This is a genomic window from Streptomyces sp. NPDC037100 (assembly GCF_055606225.1).
Map to the genome: position 1 here is coordinate 48,031 of NZ_JBVJSX010000003.1, position 14,956 is coordinate 62,986.

At 70.4% G+C, this 14,956-nt stretch carries 15 protein-coding genes and 2 tRNA genes; 9 read left to right on the forward strand and 8 right to left on the reverse strand.

The window, feature by feature from the left end; all coding sequences use genetic code 11:
- Window positions 1–129 precede the first annotated feature (129 nt).
- Both ACZ7EG_RS10245 and ACZ7EG_RS10250 read left to right on the forward strand, forming a co-directional pair.
- Complete coding sequence (locus ACZ7EG_RS10245; RefSeq protein WP_471075038.1) at window positions 130–1,236, forward strand: Leu/Phe/Val dehydrogenase; 1,107 nt, start codon at window positions 130–132, stop codon at window positions 1,234–1,236.
- Between the two features lie 308 nt (window positions 1,237–1,544).
- A complete protein-coding gene (locus tag ACZ7EG_RS10250; RefSeq protein ID WP_283974199.1) occupies window positions 1,545–1,793 on the forward strand; it encodes a DUF3073 domain-containing protein in 249 nt (82 codons plus the stop codon).
- An 83-nt stretch (window positions 1,794–1,876) separates the two neighbouring features.
- Here the strand turns inward: ACZ7EG_RS10250 and purM are convergent, their stop codons facing one another.
- From purM to purS, 8 genes are all read right to left on the reverse strand, one after another.
- Window positions 1,877–2,944 carry a phosphoribosylformylglycinamidine cyclo-ligase gene (gene purM / locus ACZ7EG_RS10255; protein ID WP_471075043.1) on the reverse strand — a complete coding sequence of 356 codons (1,068 nt, stop codon included), beginning with the start codon at window positions 2,942–2,944 and terminating at the stop codon, window positions 1,877–1,879.
- A 44-nt stretch (window positions 2,945–2,988) separates the two neighbouring features.
- Window positions 2,989–4,518: an amidophosphoribosyltransferase gene (gene purF / locus ACZ7EG_RS10260; RefSeq protein ID WP_471075046.1), complete on the reverse strand. Its 1,530-nt coding sequence runs from the start codon at window positions 4,516–4,518 to the stop codon at window positions 2,989–2,991.
- A 63-nt stretch (window positions 4,519–4,581) separates the two neighbouring features.
- The gene (locus ACZ7EG_RS10265; protein WP_471075049.1) at window positions 4,582–5,355 is read right to left on the reverse strand and encodes an META domain-containing protein; all 774 of its coding nucleotides are present in this window, start codon (window positions 5,353–5,355) and stop codon (window positions 4,582–4,584) included.
- 37 nt (window positions 5,356–5,392) lie between these two features.
- The gene (locus ACZ7EG_RS10270) at window positions 5,393–6,190 is read right to left on the reverse strand and encodes a maleylpyruvate isomerase family mycothiol-dependent enzyme (RefSeq protein WP_471075052.1); all 798 of its coding nucleotides are present in this window, start codon (window positions 6,188–6,190) and stop codon (window positions 5,393–5,395) included.
- An 80-nt stretch (window positions 6,191–6,270) separates the two neighbouring features.
- Complete coding sequence (locus tag ACZ7EG_RS10275; protein WP_471075055.1) at window positions 6,271–6,813, reverse strand: ArsR/SmtB family transcription factor; 543 nt, start codon at window positions 6,811–6,813, stop codon at window positions 6,271–6,273.
- Between the two features lie 113 nt (window positions 6,814–6,926).
- Complete coding sequence (gene purL / locus ACZ7EG_RS10280; protein ID WP_471075058.1) at window positions 6,927–9,185, reverse strand: phosphoribosylformylglycinamidine synthase subunit PurL; 2,259 nt, start codon at window positions 9,183–9,185, stop codon at window positions 6,927–6,929.
- The gene (purQ, locus tag ACZ7EG_RS10285) at window positions 9,182–9,862 is read right to left on the reverse strand and encodes a phosphoribosylformylglycinamidine synthase subunit PurQ (RefSeq protein ID WP_471075061.1); all 681 of its coding nucleotides are present in this window, start codon (window positions 9,860–9,862) and stop codon (window positions 9,182–9,184) included. The genes purL and purQ overlap by 4 nt, the downstream gene beginning before the upstream one ends.
- The gene (gene purS, locus ACZ7EG_RS10290) at window positions 9,859–10,122 is read right to left on the reverse strand and encodes a phosphoribosylformylglycinamidine synthase subunit PurS (protein WP_053669986.1); all 264 of its coding nucleotides are present in this window, start codon (window positions 10,120–10,122) and stop codon (window positions 9,859–9,861) included. The genes purQ and purS overlap by 4 nt, the downstream gene beginning before the upstream one ends.
- A 267-nt stretch (window positions 10,123–10,389) precedes the next feature.
- On the opposite strand from purS, the gene ACZ7EG_RS10295 reads away from it, so the two are divergent.
- From ACZ7EG_RS10295 to ACZ7EG_RS10325, 7 genes are all read left to right on the forward strand, one after another.
- Window positions 10,390–10,707 carry a histone-like nucleoid-structuring protein Lsr2 gene (locus ACZ7EG_RS10295; protein ID WP_104779267.1) on the forward strand — a complete coding sequence of 106 codons (318 nt, stop codon included), beginning with the start codon at window positions 10,390–10,392 and terminating at the stop codon, window positions 10,705–10,707.
- Between the two features lie 134 nt (window positions 10,708–10,841).
- A tRNA-Gly gene (locus ACZ7EG_RS10300) sits at window positions 10,842–10,913 on the forward strand.
- A gap of 118 nt (window positions 10,914–11,031) precedes the next feature.
- Window positions 11,032–11,104: transfer RNA gene (locus tag ACZ7EG_RS10305), tRNA-Gly, on the forward strand.
- Window positions 11,105–11,243: 139 nt separating this feature from the next.
- Complete coding sequence (locus tag ACZ7EG_RS10310; protein WP_471075064.1) at window positions 11,244–12,215, forward strand: ABC transporter ATP-binding protein; 972 nt, start codon at window positions 11,244–11,246, stop codon at window positions 12,213–12,215.
- A complete protein-coding gene (locus ACZ7EG_RS10315) occupies window positions 12,212–13,015 on the forward strand; it encodes an ABC transporter permease (protein WP_471075067.1) in 804 nt (267 codons plus the stop codon). The genes ACZ7EG_RS10310 and ACZ7EG_RS10315 overlap by 4 nt, the downstream gene beginning before the upstream one ends.
- Window positions 13,016–13,037: 22 nt before the next feature.
- A complete protein-coding gene (locus ACZ7EG_RS10320) occupies window positions 13,038–14,321 on the forward strand; it encodes a sensor histidine kinase (protein ID WP_471075070.1) in 1,284 nt (427 codons plus the stop codon).
- Window positions 14,318–14,938: a response regulator gene (locus ACZ7EG_RS10325; RefSeq protein ID WP_471075073.1), complete on the forward strand. Its 621-nt coding sequence runs from the start codon at window positions 14,318–14,320 to the stop codon at window positions 14,936–14,938. The genes ACZ7EG_RS10320 and ACZ7EG_RS10325 overlap by 4 nt, the downstream gene beginning before the upstream one ends.
- Window positions 14,939–14,956: the final 18 nt, after the last annotated feature.

Genomic DNA, 14,956 nt, shown 5'->3' on the forward strand with positions numbered 1-14,956 from the left:
CCGGTCGGAGGTGATCCTGTGCTCTGTGCGGTCGGCGGGCCCGCCAGGCTCTAATCTCATGCCCAACAGTCCCCGCCACCCGCACGAGGGCTGGTCTCCACCCGCCGCACCTACTCAGGAGTCACCACAGTGACCGACGTAACCGGCGCACCTGCTGATGTACTGCACACTCTGTTCCACTCGGACCAGGGCGGACATGAGCAAGTCGTGCTCTGCCAGGACCGCGCGAGCGGCCTCAAGGCCGTCATCGCCCTCCACTCCACCGCGCTGGGCCCCGCGCTCGGCGGTACGCGCTTCTACCCGTACGCGAACGAGGCGGAGGCCGTCGCCGACGCGCTGAACCTCGCCCGCGGGATGTCGTACAAGAACGCCATGGCCGGTCTCGACCACGGCGGCGGCAAGGCCGTGATCATCGGCGACCCGGAGCAGATCAAGAGCGAGGAGCTGCTCCTCGCCTACGGCCGGTTCGTGGCCTCGCTCGGCGGCCGGTACGTCACCGCCTGCGACGTCGGTACGTACGTCGCGGACATGGACGTCGTGGCCCGCGAGTGCCGCTGGACGACCGGCCGCTCCCCCGAGAACGGCGGCGCCGGGGACTCCTCCGTCCTCACCGCCTACGGCGTCTACCAGGGCATGCGGGCCTCCGCACAGCACCTGTGGGGTGACCCCTCCCTGCGGGGCAAGCGGGTCGGCATCGCCGGCGTCGGCAAGGTCGGCCACCACCTGGTGGAGCACCTGCGGGCGGAGGGCGCGGAGGTCGTCATCACCGACGTGCGCGAGGACGCCGTGGGGCGGATCCTCGCGGCCCACCCGACGGGCGTGACGGCCGTCGCCGACACCGCCACGCTGATCCGCGCCGAGGGCCTCGACATCTACGCCCCGTGCGCGCTCGGCGGGGCCTTGAACGACGACACCGTGCCCGCGCTCACCGCCAAGGTGGTCTGCGGCGCGGCCAACAACCAGCTCGCCCACCCGGGCGTGGAGAAGGACCTCGCCGACCGGGGGATCCTCTACGCGCCGGACTACGTGGTCAACGCCGGCGGTGTCATCCAGGTCGCCGATGAGCTCCACGGCTTCGACTTCGACCGGTGCAAGGCCAAGGCGTCGAAGATCTTCGACACCACGCTGGCCATATTCGCACGTGCGAAGGAGGACGGCATTCCGCCGGCCGCGGCGGCCGACCGGATCGCCGAGCAGCGGATGCACGACGCGGCCCTGGCCCGCCGGGCGCGGTGATCCCGGGCTGATCCCGGGCGCCTCGCACGTTTGGCCGGTACCCGTCGGTGGGCAGTTAGAGAGAACTCTCACTTCTACCGGCGGGTCGACCGCCGATAAGTGGTTAAAATCGCGGTTGACCAGCGAGGACGGGGCGCCTCGAAGGTTCTGGGCGCGGGCACGTCATGCGGGCGACGTATCGTATGGGCGCGGGCTCAGGTACCGTGGAAGCCCTACGGACCGGTCTCTCCGCGGAGAGTCCGTGCCGGACCATGAACGCGTGTCAAGACTCTGGGGCCGTCGAGCCCCGTCGTTGAGGGGGTCGAGCCATGGGGCGCGGCCGGGCCAAGGCCAAGCAGACGAAGGTCGCCCGCCAGCTGAAGTACAACAGCGGTGGGACTGACCTCTCACGCCTGGCCGAGGAGCTGGGTGCATCGCCTTCGAATCCGCAGCCGCCTAACGGCGAGCCGTTCGAAGACGATGATCAGGACGACGACCTGTACGCACGGTACGCCGACCTCTACGAGGACGACGACGACGAGGACGGCCAGTCCTCGCAGCATCGTCGCGGCGCTTGACCCTGCACTAGTGCACCAACCCGGTCGGTGACTCCGGTCACCGACCGGGTTCTGTGCTGCCCGCAGGGCCAGGACCCCGTGTCTCAGCTCGCGTAGTCACCGATCAGGGCGGCACCAGTGGTGTGCTCGCCCCGGTCCGTGATCTCTCCGGCCACCCAGGCGTCCACGCCGCGGTCGGCGAGGGTCGCCAGGGCCACGTCCACGGACTCCTGCGGCACGATCGCGATCATGCCGACGCCCATGTTCAGGGTCTTCTCGAGCTCCAGGCGCTCGACGCTGCCCGTACGGCCGACCAGGTCGAAGATCGGGGCCGGGGCCCAGGTGGCGCGGTCGACGATGGCGTGCAGCTCGTCGGGGATGACCCGGGCGAGGTTGGCCGCGAGCCCGCCGCCGGTGATGTGGCTGAAAGCGTGCACCTCGGTGGTGCGCATCAGGGCCAGGCAGTCCAGCGAGTAGATCTTGGTGGGTTCCAGCAGCTCCTCGCCGAGGGTGCGGCCGAGCTCCTCGATGTGCGCGTCCAGCGCCAGGCCCGCCTGGTTCAGCAGGACGTGACGGACGAGGGAGTACCCGTTCGAGTGAAGCCCGGAGGACGCCATGGCGATCACCGCGTCACCCGTCCGGATGCGATCGGCGCCGAGCAGCCGGTCGGCCTCCACGACGCCCGTACCGGCGCCGGCGACGTCGAAGTCGTCCTCGCCCAGCAGGCCCGGGTGCTCGGCCGTCTCGCCGCCGACCAGGGCGCATCCGGCCAGTACACAGCCCTCGGCGATGCCCTTGACGATGGCGGCGACCCGCTCGGGGTGGACCTTGCCGACGCAGATGTAGTCGGTCATGAACAGCGGCTCGGCACCGCAGACCACGATGTCGTCCATGACCATGGCGACCAGGTCGTGACCGATGGAGTCGTAGACGCCCATCTGCCGGGCGATGTCGACCTTGGTCCCGACGCCGTCCGTGGCGGAGGCGAGCAGCGGCCGCTCGTAGTTCTTCAGGGCGGAGGCGTCGAAGAGGCCCGCGAAGCCGCCGAGACCGCCGAGGACCTCGGGGCGCTGGGCCTTCTTCACCCACTCCTTCATCAGTTCGACGGCGCGGTCGCCCGCTTCGATGTCGACGCCCGCGGCTGCGTAGCTGGCACCAGTTGTGTCAGGCATGACGATGAGAACCTTCGTGTTGTACGGCAGGTGTTACGGGCCGTCTACGGGCGGCGGATCGCGTCGGCGGCGGCCGTGGCGGCCGGGCCGGCGGCCAGCTCCGTCTCCAGCAGCTGCTTGCCGAGCAGCTCGGGGTCCGGGAGCTCCATCGGGTACTCGCCGTCGAAGCAGGCGCGGCACAGGTTCGGCTTGGCGATGGTGGTCGCCTCGATCATGCCGTCGATGGAGATGTAGGCCAGGGAGTCGGCGCCCAGGGAGGTGCCGATCTCGTCGATCGTCATGCCGTTGGCGATGAGCTCGGCGCGGGTGGCGAAGTCGATGCCGAAGAAGCAGGGCCACTTCACCGGCGGCGAGGAGATCCGGATGTGGACCTCGGCGGCGCCCGCCTCGCGGAGCATGCGGACCAGGGCCCGCTGGGTGTTGCCGCGCACGATCGAGTCGTCGACGACGACCAGGCGCTTGCCCTTGATGACTTCCTTCAGCGGGTTCAGCTTCAGGCGGATGCCCAGCTGCCGGATGGTCTGCGAGGGCTGGATGAACGTCCGGCCGACGTAGGCGTTCTTCACCAGGCCGCTCCCGAAGGGGATGCCGGAGGCCTCCGCGTAGCCGATGGCGGCGGGGGTGCCGGACTCCGGCGTCGCTATCACCAGGTCGGCCTCGACCGGGGCCTCCTTCGCCAGCTTGCGGCCCATCTCCACGCGGGAGAGGTACACGTTCCGGCCGGCGATGTCGGTGTCGGGGCGGGCCAGGTACACGTACTCGAAGACACAGCCCTTGGGCTTCGCGTCCGCGAATCGGGAGGTCCGCAGGCCGTTCTCGTCGATGGCGACGAACTCGCCCGGCTCGATCTCGCGGACGTAACTGGCGCCGCAGATGTCGAGGGCTGCGGACTCGGAGGCGACGACCCAGCCGCGCTCCAGCCGGCCGAGGACCAGCGGGCGGATGCCCTGCGGGTCGCGGGCCGCGTACAGGGTGTGCTCGTCCATGAAGACGAGCGAGAACGCGCCCTTGACCTTCGGGAGGACCGTGTGAGCGGCCTCCTCGATGGTCAGCGGCTTGCCGTCCTCGTCGACCTGGGCCGCGAGGAGCGCGGTGAGCAGGTCGGTGTCGTTGGTCGCCGCGACGCGCGGGGTGCGTCCGCCTTCCTGCTTGGGCAGGTCGGCGACCATCTCGGCGAGCTGGGCGGTGTTGACGAGATTGCCGTTGTGGCCGAGCGCGATGGATCCGTGTCCGGTCGCGCGGAAGGTCGGCTGGGCGTTCTCCCAGACGGAGGCACCGGTGGTCGAGTAGCGGGCGTGACCGACCGCGATGTGACCCTGGAGCGAACCGAGGGAGGTCTCGTCGAAGACCTGGGAAACCAGGCCCATGTCCTTGAAGACGAGGATCTGAGAGCCGTTGCTGACCGCGATTCCCGCGGATTCCTGGCCTCGATGCTGGAGGGCGTAGAGCCCGAAGTACGTGAGCTTGGCGACCTCTTCGCCCGGAGCCCAGACACCGAAGACGCCGCAAGCGTCCTGGGGGCCCTTCTCGCCGGGGAGCAGGTCGTGGTTGAGTCGTCCGTCACCACGTGGCACGCCACCGAGTGTAGGCGAGGTCGACCACTGGTCCGAATTGGGGATACCGGACTTTCCGGTGGATCACCGCTCGGCGACCGCTCGCACACTCGTACCGTTTTCGCTGGTCAGCGTAAGGGTTTGGTGATCGACTCCGTACTTCAGCTTTCCGTCGAAAAGACGCAGCAGCTTCTTCTCGCCGTCCATGAGTGAGTCTTCGCACATCATTCGGGTCGTGGCGGGAGGGCCGAGGGTGATATGGCCGTCGCGGACCGTGGCCTTGGCGTTCACCTTGTTGCAGCCGAGGCTGCCGGAGACGGTGCCCTTCTTCTCGTCGAAGGTGAGGTGGGCACGGCCGTCGGCGCTCGGGTTCGTGACGGTCCACTTGGTGCCGGCCAGCGGGGCGTCCTTCGCCTTGGTCAGGCGGACCGTGTCGCCCCGGCCGGTGGTGAGGGTGAGACGGTCGTCGTCCGTCGTCGCCTTCAGCTCCTGGTCCGAGAACGTCTTCGCGAGGGTCGTCTCGAACGCGACGGGTGTGTCCTCGCAGGCCATTTCGGTGGCCCTGGTCTTGCCGAGCCGGACGCGGTCGCCGTCGACGGTGGCCTCGGCGCTGAAGTTGTTGCAGCCGAGGCTGCCCTGGGCCCGGCCCTTGTCGATGGTCACATGGGCGCCGGCCGGGGCCTTCTGCGTCCTGCCGTCCGCGGTGACGCTGTCCACGTTCCACCGCACACCGGTGATCGGCTTGTCGGCACCGACCGAGCCGCTGCCGCTGCCCGCCTTCTCGCTGCCACAGGCCGCCAGGAGCGGGACGAGCATGGCGGCGGCCGTCAGGGTCATGCGCTGCTTCTGCCTGTCCATGCCACTTCGACGGACGACCCGGGTGGATCGGTTCCCCCTATTTCATCAGGGGCAGATGGGCCGACAGGTCCGCCCGCTCTCCGCTCGCGCTGACCTCGGCGTCCTGAAGGGCCTGCGCCCACCCCACCCGCCCGGTCGCCAGCCGGACCCAGGTCAGCGGATCCGTCTCGACGACGCTGGGCGGGGTGCCCCGGGTGTGCCTCGGCCCCGCCACGCACTGCACCACCGCGTACGGCGGCACCCGCACCTCCGTCGAACCGCCGGGCGCCTTCGCGGCGAGCGCGTCGGCCAGGAGCCGGGTGCAGGCGGCCAGGGCCTGACGGTCGTAGGGGATGTCCAGGCCGGGGACGGCGGCGTTGAGGTCGTCGGTGTGGACGACGAGTTCGACGGTGCGGGTGACGAGGTAGTCGGCCAGCGGCAGGGCTCCGGCGCTGGTGGGGAGCAGCCGGGTGCCGGGGTGGGCGGCGAGGTCGGCGGTGAAACGTTCCTCGGTGGCCGCGAGGTGGGCGACGGGATCCGGGTGGGTCTCGGCCAGCTCGCGGGCGTGGGCGGCGATGCCCGGCGCGTCGGCCGCGATCGCGGAGGGCCAGTCGAGCAGCGTGCCGTCCTGCTTGGCCGGCTCCGGCAGGCCGGTCAGCCGGGAGACGGCCCCGAGGCTCATCCCGATGTGTGCCGTCAGGTCCCGTACGGTCCAGTCGCCCAGCCGGGTGGGCAGGGCGAACTGCTCGGGAGTGAGGCCGGCGACAGCGGCCCGTACGTGCCCGAACTGGGCCAGTACCGCCGCGCGGATCTTTGCGGGGTCGTAGCTGCGGGGGCGTTTCCTGGCCGGTGGCATGGGGGTCAGCCTAAGTGGGGCCCATGACAGTGAGCGGGACGCCCCGGGCCTCCTCCGGGTCCGGGCCGTCCATCAGTCCATCAGTCCGAAGTGCCGGTGGAGTCCGCAGAAGGTGCCGGAGGTGCCTCCTGGGTCGTCGCCAGTGCCACCAGCAGCGGTACGACCCGCCCCGGCGGCACCTCATGGCGGCCGCGGCCGGTCGTGTGGAGCCAGCCCGTGGCGGTGAGTTGGCGCAGGTGATGGTAGATCTGGCCGGTCGTGCCGACCTCGTCCGGTTCGGCGAGTTCGGCGGCGGTGCGCCGGCCGCCGAGGATCTCGCGCAGCAGCCGGAGGCGGACCGGGTGGCCGAGGGCAGCGAACGACTCGGCGGCCGTCGTCCGGTCGCCCTCCAGCAGGTCCTCCGTGAGGGCGGCCATCTGCCAGTCGTACTGCTCGCCCGTCGGCAGGCGTACGGAGCCGGTGTAGAGGACACCGCCGTCGGCAGCCTCCGCCTCGGACAGTTGCTCCTTCAGACCGTTCAGAGCCCAGAAGTCACTGCCGTCGATGCGGGGCCCGGTCCGCTGGGCGCCTTCCAGGGCCGCCAGACGCCGTTCGAGGTCGGCGACGCGTTGTTCCAGTTCCATTCCTCCAGCATTACGGAAGTACGTAATTGCGTGCAAGAGGGGGAGCGCGTACCGGCCCGGGGATGGCGAACCCCCCGCCCGGGTGGACCGGACGGGGGCTTCGGAGCGGTTGCCTACTTCAGCAGCGCCGGGATCGTGCTCTCGTGCGCCTCGCGCAGCTCGGCCAGGGGGAGCGCGAACTCGCCCTGGACGTCCACGGTGTCACCGTCCACGACACCGATGCGGGTGACCGGCAGGCCCCGCGCACCGCACATGTCGTTGAAGCGGACCTCCTCCGAACGCGGTACGGCCACGATCGCGCGGCCCGCCGACTCGGAGAAGAGGAAGGTGAAGGCGTCCAGACCGTCCGGGACGATCAGGCGGGCGCCCTTGCCGCCGAGCAGCGCCGATTCGACGACCGCCTGGATCAGACCGCCGTCGGACAGGTCGTGCGCGGAGTCGATCATCCCGTCGCGGGACGCGGAGATCAGGATCTCGGCCAGCAGCCGCTCGCGCTCCAGGTCGACCTTGGGCGGCAGCCCGCCGAGGTGGTCGTGCACGACCTGGGACCAGGCCGAGCCGCCGAACTCCTCACGCGTGTCGCCGAGGAGGTAGAGCAGCTGGCCCTCCTCCTGGAAGGCGACCGGGGTGCGGCGGGCCACGTCGTCGATCACGCCGAGGACCGCGACCACCGGGGTCGGGTGGATGGCCGCCTCGCCCGTCTGGTTGTAGAGGGAGACGTTGCCGCCGGTCACCGGGGTGCCGAGCTGCTGGCAGGCGTCGGCCAGACCGCGCACGGCCTCGGCGAACTGCCACATCACCGCCGGGTCCTCGGGCGAGCCGAAGTTCAGGCAGTCGGAGACGGCGAGCGGCTTGGCGCCGGTGGTGGCGACGTTGCGGTACGCCTCCGCCAGGGCCAGCTGGGCGCCGTGGTACGGGTCGAGCTTGGCGTACCGGCCGTTGCCGTCCGTGGCGATGGCCACGCCGAGGCCGGTCTCCTCGTCGATCCGGATCATGCCGGAGTCCTCGGGCTGGGCCAGGACGGTGTTGCCCTGCACGAAGTGGTCGTACTGGCTGGTGATCCAGGACTTGGAGGCCTGGTTCGGGGAGCCGACCAGCTTCAGGACCTGGTCCTTGAGCTCCTCGGCGGTCGCCGGGCGGGGCAGCTTGTTCGCGTCGTCGGCCTGCAGCTCGTCCTGCCAGGACGGGCGGGCGTAGGGGCGCTCGTAGACCGGGCCCTCGTGCGCGACCGTGCGCGGGTCGACGTCGACGATCTTGCCGCCGTGCCAGTAGATCTCCAGGCGGTCGCCGTCGGTCACCTCACCGATGACGGTGGCGATGACGTCCCACTTCTCACAGATCTCCAGGAAGCGGTCGACCTTCTCCGGCTCGACGACCGCGCACATGCGTTCCTGCGACTCGCTCATGAGGATCTCCTCGGGCGAGAGCGTGGAGTCGCGCAGGGGTACGTCGTCGAGGGTGACGCGCATGCCGCCGGAGCCGTTGGAGGCGAGCTCGGAGGTGGCGCAGGACAGGCCCGCCGCGCCGAGGTCCTGGATGCCGACGACCAGCTTCTCGGCGAAGGCCTCCAGGGTGCACTCGATGAGGAGCTTCTCCTGGAAGGGGTCGCCGACCTGCACGGCCGGACGCTTGGAGGGCTTGGCGTCGTCGAAGGTCTCGGAGGCGAGGATCGAGGCGCCGCCGATGCCGTCGCCGCCGGTCCGGGCCCCGTAGAGGATGACCTTGTTGCCCGCGCCGGAGGCCTTGGCGAGGTGGATGTCCTCGTGCCGCATGACGCCGATGGCACCGGCGTTGACCAGCGGGTTGCCCTGGTAGCAGGCGTCGAAGACGACCTCGCCGCCGATGTTGGGCAGACCCAGGCAGTTGCCGTAGCCGCCGATGCCGGCGACGACACCCGGCAGGACGCGCTTGGTGTCGGGGTGGTCGGCGGCGCCGAACCGCAGCGGGTCGACGACGGCGACCGGGCGCGCGCCCATCGCGATGATGTCGCGCACGATGCCGCCGACACCGGTGGCCGCGCCCTGGTAGGGCTCGACGTACGACGGGTGGTTGTGCGACTCGACCTTGAAGGTGACCGCGTAGCCCTGGCCGACGTCGACGACACCGGCGTTCTCGCCGATGCCGACGAGCATCGCGTCGGACTGGGGGGCCTTCTCGCCGAACTGGCGCAGGTGGACCTTGCTGCTCTTGTACGAGCAGTGCTCCGACCACATCACCGAGTACATGGCGAGCTCGGCCCCGGTGGGCCGGCGGCCGAGAATCTCCACGACCCGCTCGTACTCGTCCTTCTTCAGGCCCAGTTCGGCCCAGGGCAGCTCGACGTCGGGGGTCGCGGCCGCGTGCTCGACCGTGTCCAGAGGCGTCCGGCTCATGCGTTGACCAGCTTCTTGAGGATCGAGGTGAAGAACGGCAGACCGTCGGTACGACCCGTACCGATCAGCGGCTCGACGGCGTGCTCGGGGTGCGGCATGAGGCCGACCACGTTCCCGGCCTCGTTGCTGACGCCGGCGATGTCCCGCTGGGAGCCGTTCGGATTGAAGTCGAGGTACCGGAAGGCGACACGGCCCTCGGCCTCCAGCTTGTCGAGCGTGTACGCGTCGGCGACGTACTGCCCGTCGTTGTTCTTCAGCGGGATGTGGATCTCCTGGCCGGCCGTGTAGTCGGCGGTCCAGGCGGTCTCGGCGTTCTCCACGCGCAGCTTCTGGTCACGGCAGATGAAGTGCAGGTGGTCGTTGCGCAGCATCGTGCCCGGCAGCAGGTGGGCCTCGGTGAGGATCTGGAAGCCGTTGCAGATGCCGAGCACCGGCAGACCGGCCTTCGCCTGCTCCAGCAGGGGCTCCATCACCGGCGAGAAACGGGCGATGGCCCCGGCGCGCAGATAGTCGCCGTAGGAGAAACCACCGCACAGCACCACGGCGTCGACCTGCTTGAGGTCCTTGTCCTTGTGCCAGAGGGCGACCGGCTCGGCGCCGGCGAGGCGGACCGCGCGCTGGGTGTCACGGTCGTCCAGGCTGCCGGGAAAAGTGACGACGCCAATACGAGCGGTCACTTCGCGGCCTCCGCGACTTCCTCGACCCGGATCGTGAAGTCCTCGATCACGGTGTTCGCGAGGAAGGACTCCGCAAGATCATGAATGCGGGCGAGGGCGGCCTCGTCGACCGGCCCGTCAACTTCCAGTTCGAAACGCTTTCCCTGGCGGACGTCCGAGATCCCCTCGAAACCCAGCCGCGGCAGTGCGCGCTGCACCGCCTGGCCCTGGGGGTCGAGGATCTCCGGCTTGAGCATGACGTCGACTACGACGCGTGCCACTGGCACTCCCGGTGTGTGGTGCTGAGCAGGTTCCTTCAGACTACCCGCACAAAATTTCTACGCGCGTCGACTTGTAGGAAACTACGTGACCGTCATCACGATCCGGCATCGACGGACCCGCACGCGAAATTTTCGGGAAAGATTCCGGATCGACACCCGAAACCTATTGCCTTCGGACACGCGGAAGGATTTAGTCGGGCTTCACAATGTATTGCCGGGCACTGTACAAATGAATTGGCATAGTGCCGCATGAAGGGACCGATATTCGTGGCGCAGAAGGTCGTGGTCACTCTCTCTGACGACATCGACGGTTCGGAAGCGGCGGAAACGATCGCCTTCGGACTGGACGGCAAGTCGTACGAGATCGACCTGAGCGAAGGCAACGCCGGAGAGCTGCGGAAGGCGCTCGCGCCCTACGTGGAGGCCGGCCGCAAGCGGTCCCGCTCGGGCAAGGCGTACCGGCAGACGGAGGTCGCCCCCGACCCGTCGGCCGTGCGCGCCTGGGCGCAGGCCAACAAGATGGACGTCCCCGCGCGCGGGCGCATCCCCAAGAGGGTCTACGAGGCGTTCACCGCCGCGCAGTGACGGTCCGTCGAGCCCGGACCGATGCCCGGTCACCCGCCCCTCGCGGCAGCCGACTTGCGCAGCACCCCGGCTGATCAGCTAGAGTCTGGAGCACGCCGAGGGGCGAGGCCGAAAGGCCCAGCTCACGGAAACATGCGGGTGTAGTTCAGTAGTAGAACATCCCCCTTCCAGGGGGAAGGCGCAGTGTGCGATTCCTGTCACCCGCTCTGCATCGCCGTACCGTCCACTCATGGGGGTAACCCCTGCTCGAGCTTGTCGAGAGCTCGGGGAGGATCAGGTAGGCTGGTGCCCGCACCGATCAGTGCAAGCTGGTCGGGAGCAAATGCGGACGTAGCTCAGTTGGTAGAGCGCAACCTTGCCAAGGTTGAGGTCGCGAGTTCGAGCCTCGTCGTCCGCTCGGGAATGAAGGCCCCGGTCCATGAGGACCGGGGCCTTCATCGTGTTCCGGCCGCTCCTTCCGGCCTTCTGACATTTGTCATGCCGAGTGATGACAGCGCGCACTGCCTCCGGGCCCGCCCGCTCGGGACGCTTGAATCATGGAAACCAACGGACACGAACACGTGATTGAGGTCACTGACCTGCGGCGTGTGTACGGGGGCGGGTTCGAGGCGGTACGCGGAATCAGCTTTTCCGTCCGACGCGGCGAGATCTTCGCGCTGCTCGGCACCAACGGCGCGGGCAAGACGTCGACCGTCGAACTGCTGGAGGGACTCGCGCGGCCGGCCGGCGGGCGGGTGCGGGTCCTCGGGCACGACCCGTACACCGACCGGGCCGCCGTACGGCCCCGCACCGGCGTGATGCTGCAGGAAGGCGGCTTTCCCTCCGAGCTCACCGTCGCGGAGACCGCTCGGATGTGGGCGGGATGCGTGAGCGGGGCACGGCCGCCGGCGGAGGTACTGGCGCTGGTCGGCCTGGAGTCCAGGACCGGCACCCGGGTCAAGCAGCTGTCCGGCGGGCAGCGGCGCCGCCTCGACCTGGCGCTCGCCCTGCTCGGCGATCCCGAGGTGCTCTTCCTCGACGAGCCCTCCACCGGGCTGGACGCCGAAGGCCGCCGGGCCACCTGGGAGTTGGTGAGCGCGCTGCGCGACGGCGGGACGACGGTGCTGCTGACCACGCACTACCTGGAGGAGGCGGAGAACCTCGCCGACCGGCTCGCGATCATGCACGAGGGCCGTATCGCCACCACCGGCACCCCGGCCGAGGTGACCGCCGCGGAGCCGTCGCGGATCTCCTTCGAGCTGCCCGACGGCTACTTCGTCGGTGACCTGCCGCCGCTCGGCGAACTCGGCGTGACCGGGCACGAGACCGTCGGCCGGACCGTCCGGCTCCGCACCCGTGAACTGCAGCGCACGGCCACAGCACTGCTGGTGTGGGCCGAGCGGGCCCGGGTCGAGCTGCACCGCCTGGACGTGCGCTCGGCCTCCCTGGAGGAGGCGTTCCTCCACATCGCCGAGAACGTCGCCGCCGAGCAGGCCACCGGGACGACGACGAAGGAGTACGCGGCATGAGCGCCACGCACACGACACCCCGCCCGGCGGTGGCGGCGACGACCCCGCTGAGCCGGATGACCGCACTCGCCCGCGCCGAACTGACCCTGCTCGGGCGGACCCGGGGCGCGCTCGTGGCCGCTCTGTTCGTGCCGCTGGTGATGCCGGTCAGTGTGCGGGCGGCGGCCGAGGACATGGACCTCGCCGGAGCCGGGCTGGACACGGGCACCCTGGTGCTGCCCGCCGCGATCGGCTTCTCCCTGCTGTTCGCCGTCTACTCGGTGCTCGTCGGGTCCTTCGTCGTCCGGCGCGAGGAACTCGTCCTCAAGCGGCTGCGCACCGGTGAGCTGCGGGACGTCGAGATCCTGGCCGGCACCGCGCTGCCGGCCGTCCTCACCGGGCTCGTGCAGTGCCTGCTGCTGGCGGCGGGGTGCGTCGCGCTGCTGGACCTGTCGGCGCCGTCGGCACCCCATCTGGCCGTCCTCGGGCTGCTGTCGGGGCTCGTGATGTGCGCCGCACTCGCCGCGGCAACCGCGACGTTCACCCGGACCGGCGAGAGCGCCCAGGTCACGCCCATGCCGCTGCTGATGATCTCGATGATCGGCTCCGGCATGTTCTGGCCGCTGGAGCTGATGCCGGACCGGGTGGCCTCCGTCTGCGAGCTGCTGCCGCTGACGCCCGTCGTCACGCTGGTGCGCGGCGGCTGGACCGGCGACCTCTCCGCGTACGAGGCACTGGGCGCCCTCGCGACCGCCGTGGCCTGGATCCTCATCGCGGTGTTTGCTGTACGGCGGCGGTTCCGCTGGGAACCGCGGCGCTGACCGAGGGGGGAGTGACGGGCCGATGCGCATGCCGGGCAGATGGTGGCGGCACAAGAGCACGCCGGAGAAGGTCGAGACGTACACCCGGTGGTCGTTCCACTTCTTCGCGGTGGTGGAGTTCCTCTCCGTCGGGCTCACGTCCGTCGCCCCGCTCGGGGGGCGGCTCGGCGGTGCCGCCATGCTGGTGGTGGCCGTGCACGCCACCCTCTGCTTCGTGACCGCGTCCCGGGCGATCGACTGGACACGCGGCCGCAGGCCCCAGCCCACCGGACTGATGTGGACGCTGGGCGCCGCCACCGCCGTGATCGCCGCCCTCGCGCTCGGCCTCGCCGAGCACGGACCCGACCGCGAGGGCGTCGCCACCGCCGCCAGTGGCGTCTTCGGAGTGATCCTGATCTTCGGTCCCGGCATCATCGCGCTCGGCGTCCGCGACCGGCGGCGCGCGTTCGGCATCGCGGGCGGCTTCGCGGCAGGCGCCTGGGTCGTGACGTTCACGCTCGGCGCCTCCGCTCTCACGGCGCTCTTCACGGCACTGCTCGTGCTGGTCGGCGGCACGTTCCTCGCCTTCACGGCCGTCTTCTCGGTGTGGCTGCTGAACGCCGTCTACGAACTCGACGAGGCCCGCGAGACCCGGGCCCGGCTCGCCGTCGCCGAGGAGCGGCTGAGGTTCGGGCGGGATCTGCACGACGTCATGGGGCGCAACCTCGCCGTGATCGCCCTCAAGAGCGAACTGGCCGTGCAGCTCGCCCAGCGGGGGCGGCCCGAGGCAGTGCCGCAGATGGTCGAGGTGCAGCGGCTCGCGCAGGAATCGCAGCGGGAGGTGCGGGAGGTCGTGCGCGGCTACCGGGAGGCCGACCTCGGCGCTGAACTCGCCGGTGCACAAGGAGTGCTGGCGGCGGCCGGCATCGACTGCACGGTCGGCGGGGTGCCGGCCACCGGCCTGCCGCCCGCGGTGCAGTCCGCCCTGGGGTGGGTGGTCCGGGAGGCCGCGACCAACGTGCTGCGGCACGGGGACGCGCAACGGTGTGAAGTGCGGCTACGGGTGGTGGAGGGGCGGGTGGTGTTGTCCGTGGAGAACGACGGAGTGAGCGAAGCGGGGGCGGAGTCCGGGGCCGGTCCGTCCGGCTCGGGACTCGCCGGGCTGCGGGAGCGGCTGGCGGAGATCGACGGGACGCTGGAGGCCGGGCCCGTGGGGCGGGGGCTGTTCCGGCTGACGGCGGAGATCCCGCTGCCGTCGCCGTCCACCGCTTCCGGCGCTGTCCCGGCCGCCGTCACGGCGCACACCGTGAGCGAGATCACCTCATGACGGCTGCGCAGCCCGTCCGGCTGCTGCTCGCCGACGACGAGCACCTCATCCGGGGGGCGCTCGCCGCGCTGCTGTCCCTGGAGGACGACCTCGTCGTGGTCGCCGAGGCGGCCACCGGACCCGAGGCGATGGCGATGGCCCGGGCCCACAAGCCCGACGTCGCCGTGCTGGATCTCCAGATGCCCGGGGCCGACGGTGTGAAGGTCGCCACATCCCTGCGGACCGAACTGCCCGGCTGCAAGGTGCTCATCGTCACCAGCCATGGGCGGCCCGGGCATCTGAAGCGGGCGCTGCAGGCCGGGGTACGCGGCTTCGTGCCGAAGACCGTGAGCGCGCAGCGCCTCGCGGAGCTCATCCGGACCGTGCACGCCGGGAACCGTTACGTCGACCCGGAGTTGGCCGCCGACGCGATCGCCGCCGGCGACTCGCCGCTGACCGCGCGGGAGGCGGAGGTCCTGGAACTCGCCGCCGACGGGGCGCCCGTCGCGGAGATCGCCGAGCGGGCCGCGCTGTCCCAGGGCACCGTGCGGAACTATCTGTCGTCGGCCGCCTCGAAGCTCGGGGCGGAGAACCGGCATGCGGCAGTACGGCTCGCGCGGGAGCGAGGTTGGGTATAGTGGTTCTCGCGCCACGGC